The organism is Lysobacter sp. MMG2, from assembly GCF_016735495.2.
In the GTDB taxonomy this organism is placed as follows: Bacteria; Pseudomonadota; Gammaproteobacteria; order Xanthomonadales; family Xanthomonadaceae; genus Lysobacter_J.
The window spans coordinates 680,643-702,923 of the sequence record NZ_JAERQY020000002.1 but is presented as its reverse complement, the minus strand read 5'-3'; the positions used below and the strand labels follow the sequence as shown (position 1 = coordinate 702,923).

The 22,281-nt window shown below is 67.4% G+C and carries 23 protein-coding genes and 1 tRNA gene; 8 read left to right on the top strand and 16 right to left on the bottom strand.

The genetic code is table 11. The features are described 5' to 3' along the window. Positions 1-8 precede the first annotated feature (8 nt). The 7 genes from JI752_RS11220 to JI752_RS11190 form a co-directional block, all read right to left on the bottom strand. Positions 9-227: a helix-turn-helix transcriptional regulator gene (locus JI752_RS11220; RefSeq protein ID WP_216963824.1), complete on the bottom strand. Its 219-nt coding sequence runs from the start codon at positions 225-227 to the stop codon at positions 9-11. 1 nt (position 228) lies between these two features. Then, a complete protein-coding gene (locus tag JI752_RS19445; RefSeq protein WP_216963822.1) occupies positions 229-750 on the bottom strand; it encodes a DUF2975 domain-containing protein in 522 nt (173 codons plus the stop codon). A gap of 378 nt (positions 751-1,128) precedes the next feature. After that, complete coding sequence (locus JI752_RS11210) at positions 1,129-2,862, bottom strand: EAL domain-containing protein (RefSeq protein WP_216963819.1); 1,734 nt, start codon at positions 2,860-2,862, stop codon at positions 1,129-1,131. A gap of 5 nt (positions 2,863-2,867) precedes the next feature. Beyond that, positions 2,868-4,280 (bottom strand): M28 family peptidase, encoded by a 1,413-nt coding sequence (locus tag JI752_RS11205; protein WP_216964312.1) that lies wholly within the window; start codon positions 4,278-4,280, stop codon positions 2,868-2,870. 265 nt (positions 4,281-4,545) lie between these two features. Further along, positions 4,546-4,947 carry a large-conductance mechanosensitive channel protein MscL gene (gene mscL / locus JI752_RS11200; protein WP_216963817.1) on the bottom strand — a complete coding sequence of 134 codons (402 nt, stop codon included), beginning with the start codon at positions 4,945-4,947 and terminating at the stop codon, positions 4,546-4,548. A gap of 66 nt (positions 4,948-5,013) precedes the next feature. Then, positions 5,014-5,724 carry a fumarylacetoacetate hydrolase family protein gene (locus tag JI752_RS11195; RefSeq protein WP_216963814.1) on the bottom strand — a complete coding sequence of 237 codons (711 nt, stop codon included), beginning with the start codon at positions 5,722-5,724 and terminating at the stop codon, positions 5,014-5,016. Positions 5,725-5,728: 4 nt separating this feature from the next. Continuing rightward, on the bottom strand, positions 5,729-6,049 hold the full coding sequence (locus tag JI752_RS11190) for a hypothetical protein (RefSeq protein ID WP_216963811.1): 321 nt from the start codon (positions 6,047-6,049) through the stop codon (positions 5,729-5,731). Between the two features lie 60 nt (positions 6,050-6,109). Here JI752_RS11190 and JI752_RS11185 point away from each other — a divergent pair, with 60 nt between their 5' ends. Continuing rightward, positions 6,110-6,502, top strand: coding sequence for a Rieske (2Fe-2S) protein (locus JI752_RS11185; RefSeq protein WP_216963808.1), 393 nt, complete (start codon positions 6,110-6,112; stop codon positions 6,500-6,502). 91 nt (positions 6,503-6,593) lie between these two features. Continuing rightward, complete coding sequence (locus JI752_RS11180; protein WP_216963805.1) at positions 6,594-6,980, top strand: MAPEG family protein; 387 nt, start codon at positions 6,594-6,596, stop codon at positions 6,978-6,980. Positions 6,981-7,368: 388 nt separating this feature from the next. Here JI752_RS11180 and JI752_RS11175 read toward each other — a convergent pair whose 3' ends face one another. The 4 genes from JI752_RS11175 to thiS form a co-directional block, all read right to left on the bottom strand. Beyond that, entirely contained in the window at positions 7,369-9,213 is a 1,845-nt protein-coding gene (locus JI752_RS11175; protein WP_216963802.1) for an SLC13 family permease, read from the bottom strand. Positions 9,214-9,331: 118 nt separating this feature from the next. Beyond that, positions 9,332-10,069, bottom strand: a complete 738-nt coding sequence (gene trmB, locus JI752_RS11170) for a tRNA (guanosine(46)-N7)-methyltransferase TrmB (protein WP_216963799.1) — start codon at positions 10,067-10,069, stop codon at positions 9,332-9,334. Next, on the bottom strand, positions 10,069-10,875 hold the full coding sequence (locus JI752_RS11165) for a thiazole synthase (protein WP_216963796.1): 807 nt from the start codon (positions 10,873-10,875) through the stop codon (positions 10,069-10,071). The genes trmB and JI752_RS11165 overlap by 1 nt, the downstream gene beginning before the upstream one ends. A gap of 226 nt (positions 10,876-11,101) precedes the next feature. Then, the gene (gene thiS, locus JI752_RS11160; RefSeq protein WP_216963781.1) at positions 11,102-11,302 is read right to left on the bottom strand and encodes a sulfur carrier protein ThiS; all 201 of its coding nucleotides are present in this window, start codon (positions 11,300-11,302) and stop codon (positions 11,102-11,104) included. A 150-nt stretch (positions 11,303-11,452) separates the two neighbouring features. On the opposite strand from thiS, the gene JI752_RS11155 reads away from it, so the two are divergent. From JI752_RS11155 to JI752_RS11130, 6 genes are all read left to right on the top strand, one after another. Beyond that, the gene (locus tag JI752_RS11155) at positions 11,453-13,279 is read left to right on the top strand and encodes an autotransporter domain-containing protein (RefSeq protein ID WP_216963778.1); all 1,827 of its coding nucleotides are present in this window, start codon (positions 11,453-11,455) and stop codon (positions 13,277-13,279) included. Between the two features lie 97 nt (positions 13,280-13,376). Then, positions 13,377-13,450: transfer RNA gene (locus tag JI752_RS11150), tRNA-Gly, on the top strand. Then, a complete protein-coding gene (locus JI752_RS19535; RefSeq protein ID WP_342315998.1) occupies positions 13,423-14,052 on the top strand; it encodes a RimK/LysX family protein in 630 nt (209 codons plus the stop codon). The genes JI752_RS11150 and JI752_RS19535 overlap by 28 nt, the downstream gene beginning before the upstream one ends. Further along, on the top strand, positions 14,049-14,954 hold the full coding sequence (rimK, locus tag JI752_RS11140) for a 30S ribosomal protein S6--L-glutamate ligase (RefSeq protein ID WP_216963775.1): 906 nt from the start codon (positions 14,049-14,051) through the stop codon (positions 14,952-14,954). Before JI752_RS19535 ends, rimK begins: the two co-directional genes overlap by 4 nt. Before the next feature lie 428 nt (positions 14,955-15,382). Then, positions 15,383-16,063 carry a response regulator transcription factor gene (locus JI752_RS11135; protein ID WP_137834210.1) on the top strand — a complete coding sequence of 227 codons (681 nt, stop codon included), beginning with the start codon at positions 15,383-15,385 and terminating at the stop codon, positions 16,061-16,063. Positions 16,064-16,067: 4 nt separating this feature from the next. Beyond that, positions 16,068-17,414: a HAMP domain-containing sensor histidine kinase gene (locus JI752_RS11130; protein WP_216963772.1), complete on the top strand. Its 1,347-nt coding sequence runs from the start codon at positions 16,068-16,070 to the stop codon at positions 17,412-17,414. 72 nt (positions 17,415-17,486) lie between these two features. On the opposite strand, the gene JI752_RS11125 is transcribed toward JI752_RS11130, so the two are convergent. The 5 genes from JI752_RS11125 to ahcY form a co-directional block, all read right to left on the bottom strand. Next, positions 17,487-18,398, bottom strand: a complete 912-nt coding sequence (locus tag JI752_RS11125) for a branched-chain amino acid transaminase (RefSeq protein WP_216963769.1) — start codon at positions 18,396-18,398, stop codon at positions 17,487-17,489. A gap of 85 nt (positions 18,399-18,483) precedes the next feature. Next, positions 18,484-19,077 carry a hypothetical protein gene (locus JI752_RS11120; RefSeq protein ID WP_216963766.1) on the bottom strand — a complete coding sequence of 198 codons (594 nt, stop codon included), beginning with the start codon at positions 19,075-19,077 and terminating at the stop codon, positions 18,484-18,486. Positions 19,078-19,154: 77 nt separating this feature from the next. Continuing rightward, on the bottom strand, positions 19,155-19,730 hold the full coding sequence (locus JI752_RS11115; protein ID WP_216963763.1) for a hypothetical protein: 576 nt from the start codon (positions 19,728-19,730) through the stop codon (positions 19,155-19,157). Positions 19,731-19,805: 75 nt separating this feature from the next. Next, complete coding sequence (gene metF / locus JI752_RS11110; protein ID WP_216963760.1) at positions 19,806-20,636, bottom strand: methylenetetrahydrofolate reductase [NAD(P)H]; 831 nt, start codon at positions 20,634-20,636, stop codon at positions 19,806-19,808. Positions 20,637-20,776: 140 nt separating this feature from the next. Beyond that, complete coding sequence (ahcY, locus tag JI752_RS11105) at positions 20,777-22,222, bottom strand: adenosylhomocysteinase (RefSeq protein WP_216963757.1); 1,446 nt, start codon at positions 22,220-22,222, stop codon at positions 20,777-20,779. Positions 22,223-22,281: the final 59 nt, after the last annotated feature.

Genomic DNA, 22,281 nt, shown 5'->3' with positions numbered 1-22,281 from the left:
GGGCGCAGCTAGTCGCCGGGTGCGTCGGCGCGGAACTCCAGCAGGTCGCCGGGCTGGCAATCCAGTGCGATGCAGATCGCCTCCAGCGTCGCGAATCGCATGCCGCGCGCCTTGCCGGTCTTGAGGATCGACAGGTTGGCCAGAGTGATGCCGACCTTGCCGGACAGCTCGGTGAGCGTCATGCGGCGGTCGTGCAGCACTTCGTCGAGTTTCACGAAGATGGCCATGTCAGATCATCGTTCCCAGGTCGTCGCGCAGCTGCGTGCCTTCCTCGAACACCCGCGCCAGCACGAACAGCAGCACCACCGCGAGCCAGCCGGTGAGCGAGAACTTCCACTCGATGTTCGAGCCCGCGGCGTTGATCAACGCCGCCATCACGCCGAAGGCCAGGTCGAGCAGCTGGGTGACGAGCACGCACCAGGCGATGGTCTTCAGCCGCACGGCGTTCTCCGGCACGAACGGATCGCCGGCGCCGACGGTGCCGACCACGTCCAGCAGCCGCGAGAGCGAGACGTGGACGGCGGCGACCATCGGCAGCGCGAGCAGCATCCAGGTCCGGAGCACCGGAAGCAGCCACGACGGGTCGATGCTCGCGGGCCGCTTGCTGAAGAACTCGAAGAAGGTCGAGGCGAACGGGAAGGTGGCCACGAAGGCGACGACCAGCCCGATGCCCGTGGCGAGGTTCAGCACTCGCATGAGGATGAGCAGGAAGCGCGACGCGCCGAGCGCGGCGGACGGGGTCTGGACCACGGTGGCTCTCCCGGACGTTTATTGCCGGACGATATCTCACTTATCGTTTAACGGCAATGTATATATTTTGAAACGATATGCGGGCCGCATCCAAGACTTCGTGCCTGAGTCCCGGCCTTCACCGGGATGACGGCACCTGAGCCCCTCTCCCGGCGGGAGAGGGTTGGGGTGAGGGGCGGCGGAGTGGTGGCGGTGAAGTCTCGCGATCACCGTTTCGTACCGCTGCGCCTAACGCAGGGCGCAGAGCCAAATGGATCCCAGCTTTCGCGGGATGACGAGATGTGGGCGGAGACGGCGAGGGCCTGGGTCCCGGCCTTCGCCGGGATGACGGGATGGCCTGACGGATCGCGTCTGCCCGGATCGATCGCTTCCGCCGGCTCAGTAGACCGACTCGCCCGCCGCCCGCCGCTCATGCGCGCGGAACGCATCGAGGATGTGCTCGCGCAGTTCCTCGTCGTTCCACGGCTTGGTGAGGAAGCGGTAGATCGCGCCGCGGTTGATCGCCTCGGTGATCGTCGCCAGGTCCGTGTAGCCCGACAGCACCATGCGGATGGTGTCCGGGTACAGGTCGCGCACGCGGGTGAGGAACTCGGTGCCGCTCATGTCGGCCATGCGCTGGTCGGAGAGGATCACCTGCGCGGAGTTGCTAGCCAGCAGATCGAACGCTTCGCGCGTGCTGCTGGCGGTGAGGATCTGGTAACCGTCGCGACGGAACAGGCGCACCAGAGAGCGCAGCACGTTTTCTTCGTCGTCGAGCAGCAGCAGCGTGCGTTCCGGCCGCGTCGCCGCGAACGCGCCCGGCAGCAGGAAGCGCTTGCGCACCATTTCGCCCAACTGGTCCGCCGGTTGCGACGGACTGAACAGATAGCCCTGGAAGAAATCGCAATGGTTGCGGCGCAGGAAGCCCAGTTCGGCCTCGCTCTCCACGCCCTTGGCGATTACCTTCATGCCCAACTGGTGACCCATCGCGATAATGCCGCGCACGATCGCCGCGCTGCGCGGGTCGCTGGCGACGTTGCGGATGAAGCTGCGATCGATCTTGATGCGGTCCAGCGGGTATTGGCCGAGCGCGGCGAAGCTGAGCCCGCCCAGGCCGAAGTCCTGCACCGTCAGCGTCGCGCCCATCGCGCGCAGGCCGGCGAGTGTGTCGTGCACGCGATGGCTGTCGGTGACCAGCACGCTTTCGGGAATCTCGAACTCGAGCGCATTGCCCGGCAAACCGTAGCGATGCAGCAGCCCGCCGATGCGGTCCAGGCAATCGCGCTGCACCAGCAGCGGGCCGGACAGGTGCACCGACATCGACAGGTAATCCAGCCCCTCCGCGCGCCACTGCGCGAGCTGCGAAATCGCCGATTCCACCACCCACGCGCCCAGGCGCGCGGACAAACCCACGCGGTTGATCGGCTCCAGGAACTGGCTCGGTCGCAACAGTCCGCGTTCGGTCTGCCAGCGCAGCAGCGCGGCGAAACCGGTGACGCCGCCGTCGTGCGCGGCGACCTGCGGCTGGTAGTAGAGGCGGAATTCGCCGCGATCGAGCGCTTCGACGAAACGCTGCGCGAAGCCGTCGTTCGGCGCGGCGCGATCCACCGCCGCCGAATACAGGCCGACGTTGTTCAGACCGTCCTGCTTGACGCGACGCAGCGCTTCTTCCGCCTTCGACAACAGCGTGGCGGCATTGGGCGCGTGGTCGGGGAACACGGCGATGCCGATGGAGAGCGTCACCGGCAACGTGTACGGCGGGATCGACAGCGGCGTCTCGAAGGCGTCGCGCAGGCGTTCGGCCAGGCCGCCGCCGTCGAGCTCGCCGTCGCGGTAGCCGATGCCGATGACGAACTCGTCGCTGGTCAGGCGCCAGATCCAGCCTTCGCGCGGCACGGCGCGGCGAAGGCGCTGGGCGATGGCGGCCAGCGCCTGATCGCCCGTCGTCGTGCCCATGTTGGTGTTGATCGACCGGAACATGTCCACGTCGATGTGCAGCAGCGCGATGCGGCGCTTGGTCGCACCGGCGACCGCGATGGCGGTCGCCAGGCTGGGGCCGTTCGCGCCGAGGCGATGCAGTCCCGTGATCGGGTCTACCGCGGTATCAACCTGTTCGTCGTACCGCTGGGCCACTTCATTTACTTCTTGTCGGACGGGGGAGTCGCTGGCTTGCTGCCGAAATCGCCGTCCGCCGAGGCCGCCAGATAAGCGAACACCGCGTAGGCCGCGACGTTCTGCGCCAGCGCCTGCGGGTCGATTTTATCGAACGTGTCGTCCGGGGTGTGGTGAAAATCGAAGTAGTCCGTTCCATCCTGCGCAAGTCGCGCCCAGGCCACGCCGTTCGCGGCCGAGGGACCGATGTCCGGGCCCGCGCCGCCCTGACCGGGCGTGTACTCGATCCCCAGCGGCTCCAGCGCCTGCGCGATCTGCGCGTCGGCGGCCTTGGCGTATTCAGGCGCGGAGCTGGAATAGGCGTAGATGCGGCCGGCGCCGAAGTCGCTTTCGGCGGCGATCTGGTGCCGGGCGACATCGCTGGCATGCGCGACCGCATAGGCCTTGCCGCCGTGCAGGCCCTGTTCCTCGTTGGAGAAGGCGACCACGCGGATCGTGCGGGCGGGGTGCTGCTTGAGATCGCCGATGAGCTTGGCGGCGGCCATGGTCAGGCCGACGCCCGCGCCGTCGTCGATGGCGCCGGTGCCCAGGTCCCACGAATCCAGGTGGCCGCCGATCAGCACGACCTCGTCGGGCTTCTTGCTGCCGCGGATCTCGCCGATGACGTTCTGCGAGGTGTAGGTGCCGTCCCAGCCGCAGTCCAGCGCGACGCGCACGGTCACCGGCTTGCCGAGTGCCAGCAGGCGGGCGAGCTGGTCGGCGTCGGGCACCGCGAGCGCCGCGGACGGAATCGGCGTGAGGCCTTCGTCGAAGCGGGTGATGCCGGTGTGCGGGTTGCGGTGCGAGTCGGTGCCGGCCGAGCGCATCAGGTAGGCGCTGGCGCCGGCGCGGATCGCCGCCGACGGGCCCTTGCTGCGCACGCGCGAGCCCGGGCCGTAGCCGGCGCCGTCGCGGGCGCGTTCCATCTTGTAGTCGACGAAGGCGATCTTGCCGGCGAGCGAACCGGCCGGCGCGGCTTCCAGCGCGGCCAGGTCGGCGAAGCGCACGACCTGCGCTTCGACCGTGCCCGCCGGGCTTCCACCGAGCGCGGTCAGGTGCAGCGGCTGTCGGTTGGCGCCGACGACCTGCGCCGACTCGCTGCGGCGTTCCCACTTCGGGAAGGTGACCGGCTCGGTCCAGACCTTGTCGAAGCCCAGTTCCTTGAACTTGGCCACCGCCCACGCGACGGCGCGCGCGTCGGCTTCGCTGCCGGCCAGGCGCGGGCCGACTTCGGTGGTCAGCGATTCGGTGATGCGGTAGCCCAGATCGCTCTTCAGCGCCGTCTCGCGCAGTTGCGCGGCGGTGGCGATGGCGTTGTCGGGGATGCGCGTCTCGCGCTGCGCGGCGTGGCCACCGGCGGTGGCAGCGAACAGACAGGTGGCGATCGCCACCGACAGCATTGCGCGCATCAAACAGCTCCCCTGGGTGAGTCGAAAACGGACGAAACGCCGAGGGTAGCAAGTCGCCGCGCGGGGGCAGGGTGTCGGTAGTCACGCGACGGTGCGCGAAAATTTGCCGGGTGTGGCCGAAGCCGGTTGGGCGCGGGTGACGCGGCTCGTGCTGTCATTCCGTGAGGCCCGTCGCCGCCCAGAACAACGTCATCCCGGCCTTCGCCGGGACGACGGCTCCGTGGCGTGCCTGGCAGAGCGTCGGCGCAGTTGCGCCTTACTTCTTCAGCGAATCGCGGATCTCGCGCAGCAGCAGCACGTCTTCCGGCGTCGCCGGTGCGGCAGCGGGCGTGCGCACGCGGTTGTAGGCCTTCAGGAACAGGAAGATCACCAGCGCGATCAGCGTGAAGTCGATGATCGTCTGGATGAACATGCCGTAGCGGATCGCCAGCTCGGCGGCGACTTCCTTGCCGGCCGAATCCAGCTGGGCCGACTTGATGACGTATTTCCAGTCGCTGACGCTCACGCCCTTGGTGAACGCGCCGATCGCGGGCATCACGATGCCGTCCACCAGCGCCGTCACGATCTTGCCGAAGGCCGCACCGATCACCACACCGACGGCGAGATCGACGACGTTGCCGCGCGAGATGAATTCCTTGAACTCGGTCATCAGGCCCATGGCGTTGCGGTCTCCTGGGTTGATTGGATGGAACCGGGGCCGGCCCGGTGCCGCCGACTATACCGCTCAGGCGGCGACGATCCGGCCCGAATGCTCGGCGATGCCCTCGAGCACCGCATGGAACCGGTCGCCCGGCTGCAGCGGCCCGACGCCCGCCGGCGTGCCCATGAAGATCAGGTCGCCGGCACGCAGGGCGTACAGCTTCGACAGCTCGTGCAGGATGTCGGGCACGGTCCAGATGAGGTCGGCAAGCGAGCCGTTCTGTTTCGTCTCGCCGTTGATGGTGAGGCTGAGCGTGCGCTCGCCCAGTTCGCCGACCTCGGAGGCGGGAACGATCGCGCTGATCGGCGCGGCATGGTCGAACGCCTTGCCGGTATCCCACGGCAGGCCCTTGGCCTTGGCGGCGCCCTGCAGGTCGCGGCGGGTCAGGTCGAGCCCAACGGCGTAACCGTAGACCAGACGCTGCGCATCGGCCGGATCGAGCACGCCGGGCGGCGCATCCTGGCCCAGCGCGACGACGAGTTCGACTTCGTGGTGCAGGTCGTTCGTGCCCGGCGGATACGGCACGTCGCTTTGCAGCGCGATGGCGTCGGCGGGCTTGAGGAAGAACACCGGCGTGCCGCGATCGGCGCGCGAGGCCGGAACGGCCGCGCCCATTTCGCGGGCGTGGTCGGCGAAGTTGCGGCCGACGCAATAAATGCGGTGTACGGGGAAGGTCTGGTCCGTGCCACGGACCGGGACGCGCGGTTGCGGCAAGGCCGCGATCACGTCGCCCATACGCTTAGAGCGACGTGTGCGAGCGGGGGCGCGATTCCAGCTCCGGCTGGCCCACCACGCGGAACTCGCCTTCGACGATGCGCACATCGGCCGCGTTGCGGGCCAGGCGCTTGCCGCGCTGCTTCCACAGCTTGTAGAGCATGCCGGCGGCGATCATCGCAGCGCCCAGCGCCACCGAGAACGCCACGAGCACCGCCAGCACGCCGAGGCCTACGACGCCGAGCGCGAAGCGCAGCACGCGGTGGCGCGGCTTGCGCGGCTCGAAGGCCGAACGCACGCGCGAATGGAAGTGGGAAGTACCGAAGCGGAAGGTCTGGGCGAACATCGGATTGCGTCGTGACACAATGCGGCAACAAGCGCCGGGGAGGCGAGTATCGGGCCAGCCATGAGCGATGGTGTGAGAACTTCGTTAAGCATTTCGAACGAAGGGGCCGCCCCGGCGGACCCGCTCGTAACGCTGGAACGCTTGCCCGACGGGGCTTTCGCCGAGGTCGAGGCGACCCTCGACGGCGATGCCGAATCCCTCATTCTGTATCGTGATGGCGATCACGTTAGGGCTTGGTTGAACATCTGCCCTCACGCCGGGCGTCGCCTCGACTGGGCGCCGGGCCAGTTCCTCAAGAGCAAGGACGGCTTCCTCGTCTGCGCCGCGCACGGGGCGAGCTTCGAACTGGCCGGCGGCGAGTGCGTGGCCGGGCCGTGCCGCGGGGAGTCGCTGCGGGCGGTGGAGGTGGTCGTATGCGAAGGGGCGGTGTGGTTGGGAGGCAGCGCGCGCTGACGCGTGGGCACGGCTTGCGGCCACGACAATCGCGATCCCAACCTGATTGCAAAGCGAAGGGGAATTCGTGCCGCACTCACTGATCGTTCCCATGGCGGCGCACGTGGCGTGGGCCGCATTCCTTTACGTACTGCTGACCGTTGCGCGGGCCCCGGCCGTCTGGGGTATCGGCCGTCGCGCCGATGGCAGCAATCCGTGGTCGAAGATCGAGCCGCGGATCAGCGCGAATCTGTCGAACCAGTTCGAGTGGCCGCTGTTCTTCCACGTCGCCTGTTTGTTGCTGATCCTCTCCAACGACATCAGCCCCGTGACTCAGGTGCTGGCGTGGATCTTCGTCGCCGGCCGCGTGCTGCACAGCCTGGTGCAGATCCCGACCGCCAACGTGCGCCTGCGTGGCCTGGTGTTCACCGTCAATTTCCTTGCGGTGCTCGGGCTGTGGGCGGTGGTGGTGGCGAAGGCGTTCGGCCTCATCGGGTGAGCGGAACTGATCCGCTTCGCGATCTCGCCATAAGATGTCATGCGAAGAGCGGTGCGTCGCCGCATCGCAATGCAGCCTGCTCTAGCTGTTGATTCAAGGCTGCGTGGGCGGGGACCCAAGTTCCCGACTCATCACGCCTTGCCGCAGCAGAGAGTTGGATGGTGCCGCCATTCGGCGGCCCAAAAGACCCTGCCTTCGCGGGAATGACGGTGATGCCGGCGTGGGTGTGCCCGTGCGTTACGGGCCTGGGTCCCGGCCTTCGCCGGGATGACGGATCTGGGAAGCTCTTCCCGATTCCCGATTCCCGATTCCCGATTCCCGATTCCCGATTCCCGATTCCCGATTCCCGATTCCCGATTCCCGATTCCCGATTCCCGATTCCCGCCCGTCAATACATCAAATTGACCATTGCCACGATCACCACCGTATAGATCAGCGACAGCGGCCCGCCGATCTTCCACAGCTCCTTGCCGGTGTAGCCGGCGGGGCCGGTGATCATCGAGATCACGGGGTTCGAGGCAGTCATGAAGTTGTTGGAGGCCGACAGCGCGACGATCAGCGCGAACGCGGTCGGGTTGCCGCCGGCGGCGAGCGCGAGGTTGATCGCCAGTGGAACGGTCACGATCGTCGCGCCGACATGACTTATCACCAACGAGAACAAGGTGGTGAACAGCGCCACCATGATCTCCAGCAGCCACACCGGCGTTCCCGTAGGTAGTCGCTCGATCGTGTGGCCGGCCACCCACGCCGCCGCGCCGCTGGAATCCATCGCCCAGCCCAATGGAATCAGGCAGGCCATCAGGAAGACGGTCTTCCAGTTGATCGCCGCGTACGCCTCGTCGATGTGGATCACGCCGGCGATGAGCATGCCGGCCACGCCGGTCATCAGCGCGATCGACACCGGCAGGCGCGAGGACAACGCCAGCAGCATCGAGATGGCGAAGATCGCCATGGCGATCTTGAACTTGTGCGGACGCTGCTCGCCCTTGGGGTAGTCGGTGACGACGACCAGGTCCTTGCTCGCGGCGGCTTCGTGCAGGTCGGTCCAGATGCTGTGGAAGACCAGCATGTCGCCGGCGCGCAGGTTCACGTCGCGCACGTTCTCGCGCAGCACGGTCTTGTCGCGGTTGATCGCCAGCAGGCTCAGGCCCATCTGCTTGCGCAGTTGCAGGTCGCGGCCGTTCTTGCCGATGAATTTCGACGTGGCCGGCACCACCGCTTCGGAAATGCCCGCGCGGCTGGGATTGAACAGGTCGCCGAAATTGCGCAGGCGCGAGGACAGCCGCAGGAAATGGTTCTGCGCGAAGTCGCTGACCTGCTGCTTCGGGCCCATCGCGCCGAGCACGCTGCCGACCCAGATGCGCGTGTCGGCCGGCGGCGCCAGGCGGGCCTCGCCGTCGCTCTTGAGCGCCAGCAGCAGCGGTGCGCCGTGCAGCGCTTCGGCCTCGCCCAGCGACATGCCGACCAGCGGGCTGTCGGCGGTGACGGTGAGTTCGTACACGTCGCCGTCGATGCCGTAGGCCTTGGCGAAATAGCTCTGCGTGCGCGCGGGCGTGGCGCCCTTGCTGACGTCCTCTTCCTTGCGCAGCGACTTGTCGCCGAAGAAGTGGAAGTAGGCCAGCGAGGCGGCGAGCAGCGCCAGGCCGATCGGCAGCGGCGCGAACATCTTCAGCGGTTCCAGCGTCGCCGCACCCGAGGGCAGGTTGCTGTTGGCCGCCATCAACAAGTCGTTGAGCAGGATCAGCGGCGAGTTGCCGACCATCGTCAGCGCACCGCCCATGATGATGGCGGCGGCGATCGGCAGCAGCAGGCGCGGCAGCGCCAGCCCCGTGCGCGAGGAAATCCGCGCGGCGACGGGCATGTAGAGCGCCATCACCGAGGGGTTCTGCATGATCGAGGAGTTGATGCCGGCCACGGCGGTGGTGAGCAGCAACAGCCGTTGTTCCATGCCCTTCGCGCGGCGCAGCAACCAGCCGGCCAGGCGGTTCAGCGCGCCGGTGCGGTCCAGGCCGGCGCCGAGGATCATCGTCGCCACGATGCTGATGACGGCGTTACCGGAGAAGCCGTTGAACAGCTCGTCCGGCTCGACCAGGCCCGACAGGCCCAGCAGCACCAGCACGACCAGCGCGACGACGTCGGCGCGGATGCGTTCGAACAGGAACATCACCATCGTGAAGCCCACCAGCCCGAGCACGAGCTTCATGTCGGTGGTGAGCTGCAGCGCGGTGTCCATCAGGCGCGGGAGTCGGGATTCGGGATTTGGGATTCGCGAAGGCAGGCGTGCGCGCCTGCAACGCTGCTGGTCGAAACAAGGCTACGGTGGCGGGCTGTATCCAATCTCGAATCCCGAATCACGAATCCCGGCGCTTGTCGTACAGCAGGTCCCACACGCCGTGGCCTAGCTTCTGGCCGCGGGTTTCGAAGTGGGTCTGCGGCCGCCACTGCGGCCGCTCGACGCTGCCGCGCGGGCCGGCGCGATTGACAAGGCCCGGCGTGGCATCGAGTACGTCCCACATCTGTTCCGCATAGTCCTGCCAATCGGTGGCGAGGTGCAAGCGGCCATCGGCGGCCAGCTTGGTCACGAGCAACGCCGCGAACTCCGGCTGCACCAGGCGCCGCTTGTTGTGGCGCTTCTTGTGCCACGGGTCGGGGAAGTAGATGCGGATTTCGTCGAGCGAGCCGTCGGCGATCTCGTTGCGCAGCACTTCCACCGCGTCGTGGTGGTACAGGCGGACGTGGTCGGCCTCGTCCTGCGCGAGTGCATTGAGCAGCCGGCCAACGCCGGGCGCATGCACTTCGATGCCGATGAGGTCGCGTTCGTGGTCGTTCTGGGCCGCGTAGCGCAGGGCCTCGCCGTTGCCGAAGCCGATCTCCAGCACGCGCTTGGCATGACGGCCGAAGGCGGCGTCGAGGTCGCGCAGGGTGCCGGTGTAATCCAGTCCGTAGCGCGGCCACAGCGTGTCGAACGCGCGTTGCTGCGCTTCGGTGAAACGGCCCTGGCGCAGCACGAAGCTGCGGACCTGTCGGCGGCCTTCTTCGAGCGTGAAGGGTTTGGGCGGGAGCTTGCCCTTGGGTGGGGTGTCGCTCATCAGCCGATGAGCCCGTCGATCGGGCTCGAGGCGGAGGCGAAACGCTTGCGCGGGATGCGTCCGGCCTTGAACGCGGCGCGGCCGGCCTCGACCGCCAGCCGCATCGCATGGGCCATCAGCACCGGATCCTTCGCGCCGGCGATGGCGGTGTTCATCAGCACGCCGTCGCAGCCCAGTTCCATCGCGATGGCCGCATCGGACGCGGTGCCCACGCCGGCGTCGACGATGATCGGCACCTTGGCGTTCTCGACGATCTCCAGCAGGTTGTACTTGTTCTGCACGCCCAGGCCCGAGCCGATCGGTGCGGCCAGCGGCATCACCGCGACGCAGCCGATCTCTTCCAGGCGCTTGGCCAGGATCGGATCGTCGGAGGTGTAGACCATCACGTCGAAGCCGTCCTTCACCAGCAGCTCGGCGGCGGCCAGCGTCTGCACGACGTCGGGGTAGAGCGTCTTCTGGTCGCCGAGCACTTCCAGCTTCACCAGCGAATGGCCGTCGAGCAGTTCGCGCGCCAGGCGGCACGTGCGCACGGCGTCGTCGGCGGTGTAGCAGCCGGCCGTGTTGGGCAGAATCGTGAACTGCTGCGGCGGCAGCACGTCGAGCAGGTTCGGCTCGCCGGGGTTCTGGCCGATGTTGGTGCGGCGGATGGCGACGGTGACGATCTGCGCGCCGGCAGCGTCGGTGGCCTGGCGGGTCTGTTCGAGGTCGACGAACTTGCCGGTCCCGGTGAGCAGGCGCGAGGCGTAGGCCTTGCCGGCGATCACCAGCGGATCGGCGGGAAACAGGGGGGAGAGCGGAGCGGTCATCGCGCTAGTTTAGCAGTGGGTTCGACTCCCTCCCCTTGCTGGGGAGGGTTGGGGCGGGGAGCGAAGGCGCGTCGCGGCGAGCTTGGCGCTGGTGTGCTCAAGGTTTCGATGAACGAGTCGTGTGCCTTCCATGGCGCCGCGCCGCGGGCTTCGGAACAGCCCGGCCCGGCCATCGATGGCCGGGCATTCGGTCACGCGCGAGCCAGTGGCTCGCAAGCGCGTGGCCTCACCCCCCACCCAACGCATGCACGATCTCGACGCGATCGCCGTCCGCAAGCGCATGCTCGGCGTGCCGACCGCGCGGGATGATTTCACCGTTGACCTCCACCGCGACGCGGCGCTCGCCCAGCCCTTCGGCCTTCACGAGCTCGAGCACGGTGGTCTGCGCCGCGATAGCGCGCGGCTCGCCGTTCAAAAGAATCTGCATTGGCGTATTGTCGCCGCCGTCGCCACGGGCGGCCAGTCGGCATGGTTTTTGACGCAGTGCGGCGTGAGTGCGCCGTCAACGCGTGGTTCGATTCGGCCATCCGCGGGCGTATGTACCCGGACCACCGCCAGAACATCCAAAGGAACCCCGATGATGACACCCGTCCGCTCCGTGCTCGCCGCCGCCCTCGCGTTGGCGACCGCGCCGGCCTTTGCGCAGGATTATTCGCAGACCGTGTTTTTCGGTGACAGCCTCACCGACGCGGGCTATTTCCGTCCGGCGCTGGTGGCGCAGGCCGGGGCTTCGGCGGCGATCCTGGGCCGCTTCACCACCAACCCGGGCCTGGTCTGGTCGGAACACGTGGCCACCGAGCTGGGCACCAACGGCGCCGCCTTCAACCAGGGCGGCACCAACTACGCCATCGGTGGCGCCATGGTCAGCACCGATCGCGCGGGCCTGACGCCGCAGCTGCCGACGCTGTCGCTGCGTTCGCAGATCAGCCGGTACCTCACCGCCAATGGCGGTGCTGCCGATCCCAATGCGCTGTACACGGTGTGGGGCGGCGCGAACGACCTGTTCGCCGCGGCCGCCGCGCCTGCCCAGGCGCAGGCGATCGTCGGCGCCGCCGTCACCGGACAGGTCGCCAACGTGATGACGCTGCAGAACGCCGGCGCGCAGTACATCCTCGTGCCGAACGTGCCGGACCTGGGCATCACCCCGCAGTTCCGCGCGCAGGGCGCGGCCGGCGCTGCGGCGGGTACGGCGCTGGCGACGGGCTACAACAACGGCCTGTATAGCGGCCTGGCCTCGGCGGGAGCGCGCTTCATCCCGGTCGACACGTTCAGCCTGCTGCGCGAGATCGTCGCCAACCCGGCGCCGTACGGCATCACCAACACCACCGGAACGGCCTGCAATCCGCAGGTGACGGCGCAGTCGATCACCTGCAACCCCGGCACGTACGCCACGCCGAACGCGCCGGACACCTACGTCTTCGCCGACGGCGTGCATCCCACCACGAAGGCCCATGAAATCCTGGCCGACTACGCGCTGTCGTTGCTCGACGCGCCGCGCCAGCTCGCCGTGCTGCCGCATTCCGAAGCGATGGTCGGTCGCGCCCGCGCCGATCGCGTCGGCGCGCAGGCCGCCTCGCGTCCGGATGTGGACGGCATGCGCTGGTGGGCCGACGTGCGCGGCGATTCGCAGCGCTACGGCCATGGCGACAACTACGACGGCTTCGGCCCGACGCTGAGCGTCGGCCTCGACTGGGCGAACGGCGGCCTCGTGTACGGTGGCTTCGCCGGCTACGGCCAGCAGAAGATGGACTGGGGCCTCAACCGCGGCGGGTGGGACCAGGACGATGCCAGCCTCGGCGGCTACCTGGGCTGGACCGGCGGCGCGGCGTGGGTGAACGGCCAGGTCAGTTACACCTGGGTGTCGTATGACATCGATCGTCGCGTGAACCTGGGCCCGACCTCGCGCGTGCACAGCGGCTCGCCCGACGGCACCAACCTGACCGCTGCGATCAACGCCGGCTGGAACTTCGGCGACGGCGCGTTCAAGCACGGCCCGGTCGTGCAGTTGCTCTCGCAGACGATCGAAGTCGATGCCTACGACGAGAACAGCACCGAGGCGACCGCGCTGTCGTTCGGCAAGCAGGAGTTCGACTCACTGATCGGCAGCGTCGGCTGGCAGGTCAACTACGCGCTCAACGACCACCTGCAGCCCTACGCCAAGCTCACCTATGACCACGAGTTCGAGGACAGCGCCGACGAGGCCACCGCCTCGCTGCGCTCGCTGCCGGGCGTGGGCTCCTACGCCGTGCCCGGTCTGTCGTACGACCAGGATTACGGCACGCTGCTGATGGGCGCTCGCACGCAGCTGTTCGGTCTGCAGACCGACATCGGCGCAAGCCTCACCGTCGCCCAGAAGGGCGGCAACGACGCCACGCTGTTCGTCAGCTTCGGCGGCGGTTTCTGAGGCCGGCACCCGCCTGAACCGGCACGCGGCGCCCGGGACTGTTTCACCGGGCGCCGCGTTGCCAAGCCTCCACGCGGCGGCATAGACTTCAGCGCGTGCGGGTGTAGTTCAATGGTAGAACTGCAGCTTCCCAAGCTGCTAGCGTGGGTTCGATTCCCATCACCCGCTCCAAACAATTGCGACGGCGGCCTGCTTTACAGTGGCCGCCGTTTTTGTCTTTCAGGCAACGTCCTGGAGGCGCGATGGCAAGCAAGATCGTGCTCGGTTGGCGTGAGTGGGCAGCCCTGCCGGACCTGGGCATCGGGCGGCTTCGCGCGAAGGTCGACAGCGGCGCGCGCAGTTCGGCGCTGCACGTGGATTCGCAGTGGAAGTTCTTCGAGGGCGGCGGGCCGTGGGTGGGCTTCTGCCTGAGTCCCGGCCACGGCGCCGGCATGATCGAGGCCGCCGCGCCCATCTTCGATGAGCGCGAGGTCACCGATTCGGGCGGCCACTGCACGCGCCGGGTGTTCGTTCGCACCACGCTGGCGCTGGCGGGCGTCCAGCGCGAGATTGAAATCAACCTGTCGGATCGCCGCGGAATGCTGTTCCCGATGCTGCTGGGGCGCACCGCGCTGGCCCGCAGGTTCACGGTCGATCCGGGCCGCTCCTTCCTGCACGGACGGCAGGGGCATCGCGGATCGGACGAACCGCTCGAACGTTCGCGTTCCGTCGCGTCGACGGCTGAGCCGCCGTTTTCCCTTCCCCCACAACCACCTCACCGCCGACCTTCATGAAACTGGCGATCCTTTCGCGCAACAGCAAGCTCTACTCGACACGCCGGCTGGTGGAGGCCTCCCGCGAGCAGGGGCACAGCGTGCGCGTGCTCGACCCGCTGCGCTGCTACATGCGCATCGCCAGCGACGGATTCAGCATGCGCTACAAGGGCAAGCCGATTTCGGGTTACCAGGCCGTGATCCCGCGCATCGGTGCTTCCATCACACGCTACGGCTCGGCGGTGCTGCGTCAGTTCGAGCTGATGGGCACGCTGACGCCGAATTCCTCCGACGCGGTCCTGCGGGCGCGCGACAAGCTGCGCTGCCACCAGTTGCTGGCGGCCGAGCACATCGGCCTGCCGACCACGGTGTTCGGCGACAACCCCGACGACACGCACGATCTGCTGTCCATGCTCGGCGCGCCGCCGCACGTCATCAAGCTCAACGAGGGCACGCAGGGCGCGGGCGTGATGCTGACCGAGAAGCTGTCCGCCTCGCAGGGCGTGATCGAAGCGCTGCGGGGCCTGTACGCCAATTTCCTCGTCCAGGAGTTCATCGAGGAGGCGCGCGGCGCCGACCTGCGTTGCTTCGTCGTCGGCGGTCGCGTTGTCGCTGCGATGAAGCGTCAGGCGCCGAAGGGCGACTTCCGCTCCAACCTGCATCGTGGCGGCACCGCAAAAGGCGTGCGCGCGAGTGCCGCGGAAGAAGATGTAGCAATCCGCGCATCGCGCGTGCTCGGCCTGGGTATCGCCGGCGTCGATCTGATCCGTTCGAAACGCGGTCCGCTGGTGCTCGAAGTCAACGCATCGCCGGGGCTGGAAGGGATCGAGGACGCCAGCGGAGTGGACGTGGCAGGGGAGATCGTCACCTACCTCGCCGAACGGGTCCGGCGAAAAGCCCTGAAACGGGCCGCCGCACGGTGAATTTGGCGTTCGCTGGGGATGTCTGCACGATCGGCGAAGTTAGCTGATCCTGCGATCTTCACACGGCCTTTTCATGGATGAATAACGAATATTTAACGGTGGTTTTTAACGACCGTTTAATCGAAATCAGCGTAGCCTGTGTCTACCGCAGCACTGCCGCTCTTCCAAGTCAGCAATCTGGTCGATGCAGGTTACGGTAATCGGGGCAATACCTTTTTGGCCCAGGCACGGTGGCCCCGTGTCTGGGCCTTTGTTTGGCTGAAGTTTGGCGTCGGACGTGCGCGAGCGCGTCTGCACGCGGTGATCGGCGCACTTCGGTGGCTCTGGCAGAATCGTTAAGCTCTCCCTCGACGGGCGAAGCCGCATTCATGCCGTGCGGAACCACGGCGGCACCGGCCGGTCGAATGTCCATCATCTAGGAAGGTCACATGCGCATTCTCGTCATCGAAGACAACCAGGACATCGCCGCCAATCTCGGGGACTTCCTCGAAGACCGCGGCCATACCGTCGATTTCGCGGCCGATGGCGTCACCGGCCTGCACCTGGCGGTGGTCCATGACTTCGACGCCATCGTGCTCGACCTCAACCTTCCAGGGCTGGACGGTCTGGAGGTCTGCCGCAAGCTGCGCAACGAAGCGCGCAAGCAGACGCCGGTGCTGATGCTGACCGCGCGCGATTCGTTGGAGAACAAGCTGGCTGGCTTCGACTCCGGCGCCGACGACTACCTCATCAAGCCCTTCGCGCTGCAGGAAGTCGAGGTGCGCCTGAACGCGCTCTCGCGCCGCGGTCGCGGTGTGCAGACGCGCGTGCTCAACGTCGCCGATCTGGAATACAACCTCGACACGCTGGAAGTGCGTCGTCAGGCCAAGCTGCTGCAACTCAACCCGACTGCGCTGAAGATCCTGCAGGCGCTGATGGAGGCTTCGCCGGCGGTGGTCACGCGCCAGGAACTGGAAACGCGCGTGTGGGGCGAGGAACTGCCGGATTCGGACAGCCTGCGCGTGCACATCCACGGCCTGCGCGCGGTGGTCGACAAGCCCTTCGATGTCCCGCTGATCCAGACGCGCCATGGCATCGGTTACCGCATCGCCGCGCCAGACAACGGCTGACCGGATGGCCCAGGCCGGCGATCCCGCGCCCGCACGCAGGCGCACGCGTTTCCGGCGGCAGCTGCGCAGCCGCATCATCCTTGCCTTCGTGCTGCTGGGCTTCGGCCTCACGGCCATGTTCGCCTGGGCGACCAACTGGACGCGCAACCGCGTGGAGAACCAGCTGGTCGAGGATGTGATGAACCGGAACATCGAGCAGGCCGCGCGCCAGTTCGAGCTGGATCCGGACAACTCGCAGTTCGCGGTCGACCAGATCAGGGCGTACGTGTATCCGATCGAGAAGATCGACTCGGTGCGGGTGAACTGGCCGGAGTGGTACGAACTGCGCGACGGCATCTATGGCATGACCGGCGTCGCCAACGGCGAACCGTTCGCGTACAAGCTGGCGGTGCGCAAGACGCCGAAGGCGTGGTTCTTCCTCGCCTACGACATGTCGCAGGCCACGCGCGGCGAGGCGCAGTTCCAGCGGGCGATCTGGGCGGCGGTCTTCATCTTCACGCTGCTGTCGCTGCTGGTGGGGTGGTGGTCGGCCTCGCGCGTGATGAGCCCGGTGACGGAACTGGCCAACCGGCTGAAGCAGTCCGGACGCAGCGCGGAGCCGGAAGGCCTTGCCTCGCATTTCCCGGACGACGAAGTGGGCCAGCTCGCCGAGGCATTGGACGACTACGCCGAGCGCCTGACCGAAGTGGTGCAGCGCGACCGCGAATTCAACGCGGACGTGAGCCATGAGCTGCGCACGCCATTGGCGGTGATCAAGGGTGCGGTGGAGCTGCTGCTCTCGCGGCCGGACGTGGACGAGAAGACGCGCAACCGCCTGCTGCGCATCCAGCGCGCCGAACAGCAGTGCACCGACCTCATCAGCGCGCTGCTGCTGCTTTCGCGCAACGAACGTGGGCACGGCGCCACCGACGTGGCGCGCGTCGCCGAGCAACTGCTCGACGCGCATCGCGCGCAGCTGGGTGGCAAGCCGCTGGAGCTGCGCGTGGAAGGCGAGCCGAGCCTGCTCGTCGATGCGCCCGAAGCGGCGGTGTCGGTGGCGCTGGGCAACCTCGTCGGCAACGCGGTGAAGTACAGCACCGAGGGCGAGGTGATCGTGCGCATCGGCCGGCGTTCGGTGGACGTGGTCGACTCCGGTCCGGGCCTGAGCGAGGAGGATGCAGCCAAGCTGTTCCAGCGTGGATATCGCGGAACGCACGCGGGGCATTCGCAAGGCGGCGGCATCGGTCTGTCGATCGTGCGGCGTCTTTGTGCGCTGTACGCGTGGGATGTGCAGGTGCGACCCGGTGGCGACCGGGGCGTGGTGGCGACGTTGACGTTCGATGCGCCGTTGATTTCGATTCCGGCGGTGTAACGTCGCGACCGGCATCCGGTAAACGAAGAAGGCGCCTCACGGCGCCTTCTTCATTTCGATGGAGTGGAAGCGTTACAGCGGCTCCAGCCACCCGTACTTGTCGTGCGTGCGGCCGTCGAACAGGCCGAAGAACAACTCCTGGATCTGACGCGTCACCGGCCCCGGCTTTCCGGTGCCGACCTGGCGGCCGTCGACCGAGCGGATCGGCGTGATTTCCGCCGCCGTGCCGCACATGAAAAGCTCGTCGCACAGGTACAGGTATTCGCGCGGCAGGTCGCGTTCGACCACTTCCAGGCCGGCGTCGCGGGCCAGGGTGATGATCGTGTTGCGGGTGATGCCGTTGAGCAACGCGGCGCTGACCGGCGTGGTGTGCAGCGCGCCGTTGAAGACCAGGAACAGGTTCTCGCCCGCGCCTTCCGACAGCAGGCCGGTGGAGGCCAGCGCGATGCCTTCGCCGAAGCCCAGGCGGCGCGCTTCACGCGCGACCAGCTGGCCGGAGAGGTAGTTGCCGCCGGCCTTGGCGCCGGCCGGAATGGTGTTCGGCGCGAAGCGCTGCCAGCTCGACACGCAGGCGTCGATGCCCTGGTCGACCACGCTCGCGCCCAGGTACTGGCCCATCTTCCAGGTCGCCACCGCGACGTCGGTCGGCGTGTCGGCCGACAGGCCGAAGCCGCCCAGGCCGCGGTACGCGACCGGGCGCAGGTAATCGGTGGTGTTGTCGTTGGCCTTGATCACTTCGCGGCACGCGGCGTTGATCTGCTCCAGCGTGTACGGGATCGCCATGTCGTAGATCTTGGCGGAGGCGTACAGGCGCGTGTTGTGGTCGGTGAGGCGGAAGATCACCGGGCCGTTCGGCGTCTGGTAGCTGCGGATGCCCTCGAAGACGGACGAGCCGTAATGCAGCGCGTGCGACATCACGTGCGTGGTGGCCTCGGCCCAGCGCTTGATCGCGCCGTTGTGCCAGATCCAGTCGGGGTATTGCATCGGCGGCATCCGTCAGGGGGAAACCGCTATTGTGCCTCGCTCCCGGCCCGCGTCCCAAACGGCGGGCCTTGCCGGCCCGGGCGCTTCAGCCCTTGATCCACCAGCAGCCGAAGTGCTTCTGCAGGCCGAAAACGGTGCGTACGGCCGCGATTCCGCCGAGCTGCGTCTGCTCCACGCGCACGGCGATCGGCGTGCGCGGCGGTTTGGCAGCGGGCGCGGGTTCGGCCACAGGCGCGTCCTCGAAGGCCGGGTAGGGCGCGGGCTCCGCCGCGGGCGGCGCCTCTTCGGGCATCACCGGCACGATGTCCACCACCGGTCGCTGCACGATGGCATCCAGCCGCTCCATCACGTTGTACGCGCTGCTGCCCGACATTCCCGCCCAGTGATAGACGCCCGCGAGACGGTTCGCGTCATGGGCGTCGAAGGCGCCGTTCATCTCGAACAGCAGGTCGTCGATGTTGCGGGCGCAACCACCGCCGCGCTTCTTCTCGACCGTGGCGCCATCCGCCGCTCGCGGCTGCGCCTGCTCCACGCCGCCGAACGCCTCGCAGCCGCGATCGGTAAAGACGCTCTGACCGTCGGGCGTGACGCAGTGCCGGACCTGCGCCTGCGTCGTCCCGCACCAGGCGAGCACGCCGAACAGGCACAGCGCGAACAACGAACGGATCAGGACGGGCATCGGCGCAGACTAGCGGGGCCGGCGAGGGCAGGACAGTGCGTGGATCGCAGTCCCGCGCGGGCACGCGTGGCGAGGCTTCAGAAGCGCACGAAATAGCAACCGGCGTAACGCTCCACGCCGACTTCCATCACTCGCTCGGGCTGGGTGAAGGTCAGCTGCATCGCCCCGGCGCCGGTGCCGGCCAGGCCGGGCCAGAAGCTGGCATCGATCAGCGACTGGCGCATCAGCTGCTGCAACCGGTTCATCACCGCGTGCGCCTGGCGGTGACGCAGGCCCGGCCAGTGCACGCTCTCCGCCAGACGGTTCACATCGCCCATCGCGAAAGACGCCAGCAGGTCCATCGACAGCTGCCCGGGACTGCGCGCGCAACCGGCCTGTGGCGCGCGCCGCGTGCGGATCGCCGAGCCCAAAGCGCGGGCGCGCGACGTATCGGAATTGAACACCGCATCGTCCATCGCGATGCGGTTGAGCAGGTCGGCCGACATCGGCGACGGCTTCGCGTCGAAGGCCGTGCAGGCGCTGTCGGTGTAGACGGCTTCACCGTCCGAAGTCTGGCAGCGGTGGATGGCGCCGGCAGCGTGCGCGGGGGCAAACGCACACGACCACGCGAGCAGCAGGCTCGATGCCACCACCGCGAATCGCGGCGCATTCATGTTTCGGCCCGGGGGGAGCGGGAGCGCTCATCGTCTCCCCCGTGCCGTCAATGCCGCGTGTGAGATCGCGTGCTTTCAGCGCATGCGCGCGAGCACGGCCAGCGTCGGTTTGGTGAGGTTCAGCGTGTAGAAGTGGAGGCCGGGCGCGCCGCCTTCGATCAGTCGATGGCACATGTCGGCGACGAAATCCGCGGCGAACTCGCGAATGGAGTCGACGTCGTCACCGAAGGCCTGCATGCGCTTGCCGATCCACCGCGGGATTTCCGCGCCGCACGCATCGGAGAAGCGCTTGAGCTGCGAGAAGTTCGAGATCGGCATGATGCCCGGCACGATCGGCACGTTCACGCCGAGCTTGCGTGCATCGTCGACGAAGCGGAAATACGCGTCGGCGTTGTAGAAGTACTGCGTGATCGCGCCGTCGGCGCCGGCGTCGATCTTCCCCTTGAAATGGCGCAGGTCGGCGAGCGCGTCGTCGGACTGCGGATGGCATTCCGGATAGCAGCCCACTTCGATGTGGAAATAGCCGTCGTGCTCCTTGCGGATGAATTCCACCAGCTCCGTCGCGTAGCGGAAGTCGCCGGTGTGGCCCATGCCGGAAGGCAGGTCGCCGCGCAGCGCGACGATGCGGCGGCAGCCCATCGCCTTGTAGCGTTCGAGCAACTCACCCAGTTCCGCGCGCGTGCCACCGACGCAGGACAGGTGCGGGGCGGCATCGAGCCCGTGTTCCTTGTGCAGGCGTTCCACCGTCTCGGGCGTATAGCTCAGCGTCGAGCCGCCGGCACCGAAGGTGCACGAGACGTACTGCGGCTTCTCCAACTTCAACTTCGCCGCGGTCTTGTCCAGCTGCGCGCGCTGCTCGTCGGTCTTGGGCGGGTAGAACTCGAAGCTGATCGGAGGCGTGGGCATGCGGGCCGCTCGCGTGAGGTTGAGGGAATTCTATCTCTTCATCGCGATGAATTGAACGTGCTTTCGGGCCGCGGCCGCCCCAAAGAAAAACGGGCGCCGAAGCGCCCGCTTTTCGTGCGGCGTGATGCGACTTGCGTCGATCAGTAGCGGTAATGGTCCGGCTTGTACGGGCCTTCCACCGCGACGCCGAGGTACGCGGCCTGGTCGGCCGTCAGCGTCGTCAGCTTCACGCCGATCTTTTCCAGGTGCAGGCGCGCGACTTCCTCGTCCAGCTTCTTCGGCAAGATGTAGACCTTGGCCTCGTAGCTGTCCTTGTTCGCCCACAGGTCGATCTGCGCCAGCGTCTGGTTGGAGAACGAGTTCGACATCACGAAGCTCGGGTGGCCCGTGGCGCAGCCCAGGTTCACCAGGCGGCCTTCGGCCAGCAGGAAGATCGCGTTACCGTTCTTGAAGGTGTACTTGTCGACCTGCGGCTTGATGTTCAGGCGAACCGCGCCCGACGCATTGAGCTTGTCGACCTGGATCTCATTGTCGAAGTGGCCGATGTTGCAGACGATGGCCTGGTCCTTCATCTGCGACATGTGCTCGAGCGTCAGCACGTCCTTGTTGCCGGTGGTGGTGACGTAGATGTCGCCACGGCCCAGCGTCGACTCGACGGTGTTGACCTCGAAGCCTTCCATCGCCGCCTGCAGGGCGTTGATCGGATCGATCTCGGTGACGACCACGCGCGCACCGTAGGCACGCAGCGAGTGCGCCGAACCCTTGCCGACGTCGCCGTAACCGCACACGACGGCGACCTTGCCGGCCAGCATCACGTCCATCGCGCGCTTGAGGCCGTCGGCCAGCGACTCGCGGCAGCCGTACAGGTTGTCGAACTTGCTCTTGGTGACCGAGTCGTTGACGTTGATCGCCGGCACCAGCAGCGAGCCGGCTTCGGCCAACTGGTACAGGCGGTGCACGCCGGTGGTGGTCTCTTCCGAGACGCCCTTCCAGTCGCGCACGACGGTGTGCCAGAAGCCCGGACGCTCGGCGTGCACCTTCTTCAGCAGGTCCTTGATGACCTGTTCTTCGTGGTTGCCCGACGCGGTGTTGACCCAGTCGCTGCCGTTTTCGAGCTCGTAGCCCTTGTGGATCAGCAGCGTCACGTCGCCGCCGTCATCGACCACCAGCTGCGGACCGAGGTACTTGTCGGTGCCGTTGCCCGGGAAGGTCAGCGCGGCCAGCGTGCAGTCCCAATACTCTTCCAGCGACTCGCCCTTCCACGCGAACACCGGCGTGCCCGACTGGGCGATCGCCGCGGCGGCGTGGTCCTGCGTCGAGAAGATGTTGCACGACGCCCAGCGCACGTCGGCGCCCAGGTCGCGCAGCGTCTCGATCAGCACGGCCGTCTGGATGGTCATGTGCAGCGAGCCCGTCACGCGCACGCCCTTGAGCGACTGCGCGGCGGCGTACTTCTTGCGGATGGACATCAGGCCCGGCATCTCGTGCTCGGCGATGTCGATCTCCTTGCGGCCCCAATCGGCCAGGGAGATGTCGGCGACCTTGTAGTCGCCTTCGGTGGAGAAGGTCTTGATTTGCGCGTTCATCGATTGCTCCGGTTTCGTCCCGCTCGTCCGCCGTGCGGAGGAGGGTTGGGGTGAGGGCG

Excerpts from the sequence above, each read along its gene's own strand:
- ahcY (WP_216963757.1), bottom strand. The coding sequence starts at position 22,222 with ATGAACGCGCAAATCAAGACCTTCTCCACCGAAGGCGACTACAAGGTC.
- JI752_RS11185 (WP_216963808.1), top strand. The coding sequence starts at position 6,110 with ATGAGCGATGGTGTGAGAACTTCGTTAAGCATTTCGAACGAAGGGGCC.
- JI752_RS11165 (WP_216963796.1), bottom strand. The coding sequence starts at position 10,875 with ATGACCGCTCCGCTCTCCCCCCTGTTTCCCGCCGATCCGCTGGTGATC.
- JI752_RS11180 (WP_216963805.1), top strand. The coding sequence starts at position 6,594 with ATGGCGGCGCACGTGGCGTGGGCCGCATTCCTTTACGTACTGCTGACC.
- JI752_RS11205 (WP_216964312.1), bottom strand. The coding sequence starts at position 4,280 with ATGCTGTCGGTGGCGATCGCCACCTGTCTGTTCGCTGCCACCGCCGGT.
- JI752_RS11190 (WP_216963811.1), bottom strand. The coding sequence starts at position 6,049 with ATGTTCGCCCAGACCTTCCGCTTCGGTACTTCCCACTTCCATTCGCGC.
- JI752_RS11120 (WP_216963766.1), bottom strand. The coding sequence starts at position 19,077 with ATGCCCGTCCTGATCCGTTCGTTGTTCGCGCTGTGCCTGTTCGGCGTG.
- JI752_RS11175 (WP_216963802.1), bottom strand. The coding sequence starts at position 9,213 with ATGGACACCGCGCTGCAGCTCACCACCGACATGAAGCTCGTGCTCGGG.
- rimK (WP_216963775.1), top strand. The coding sequence starts at position 14,049 with ATGAAACTGGCGATCCTTTCGCGCAACAGCAAGCTCTACTCGACACGC.
- metF (WP_216963760.1), bottom strand. The coding sequence starts at position 20,636 with ATGCCCACGCCTCCGATCAGCTTCGAGTTCTACCCGCCCAAGACCGAC.
- JI752_RS11155 (WP_216963778.1), top strand. The coding sequence starts at position 11,453 with ATGATGACACCCGTCCGCTCCGTGCTCGCCGCCGCCCTCGCGTTGGCG.
- mscL (WP_216963817.1), bottom strand. The coding sequence starts at position 4,947 with ATGGGCCTGATGACCGAGTTCAAGGAATTCATCTCGCGCGGCAACGTC.
- JI752_RS11220 (WP_216963824.1), bottom strand. The coding sequence starts at position 227 with ATGGCCATCTTCGTGAAACTCGACGAAGTGCTGCACGACCGCCGCATG.
- trmB (WP_216963799.1), bottom strand. The coding sequence starts at position 10,069 with ATGAGCGACACCCCACCCAAGGGCAAGCTCCCGCCCAAACCCTTCACG.
- JI752_RS11125 (WP_216963769.1), bottom strand. The coding sequence starts at position 18,398 with ATGCAATACCCCGACTGGATCTGGCACAACGGCGCGATCAAGCGCTGG.
- JI752_RS11195 (WP_216963814.1), bottom strand. The coding sequence starts at position 5,724 with ATGGGCGACGTGATCGCGGCCTTGCCGCAACCGCGCGTCCCGGTCCGT.
- JI752_RS11135 (WP_137834210.1), top strand. The coding sequence starts at position 15,383 with ATGCGCATTCTCGTCATCGAAGACAACCAGGACATCGCCGCCAATCTC.
- thiS (WP_216963781.1), bottom strand. The coding sequence starts at position 11,302 with ATGCAGATTCTTTTGAACGGCGAGCCGCGCGCTATCGCGGCGCAGACC.
- JI752_RS11130 (WP_216963772.1), top strand. The coding sequence starts at position 16,068 with ATGGCCCAGGCCGGCGATCCCGCGCCCGCACGCAGGCGCACGCGTTTC.
- JI752_RS11115 (WP_216963763.1), bottom strand. The coding sequence starts at position 19,730 with ATGAATGCGCCGCGATTCGCGGTGGTGGCATCGAGCCTGCTGCTCGCG.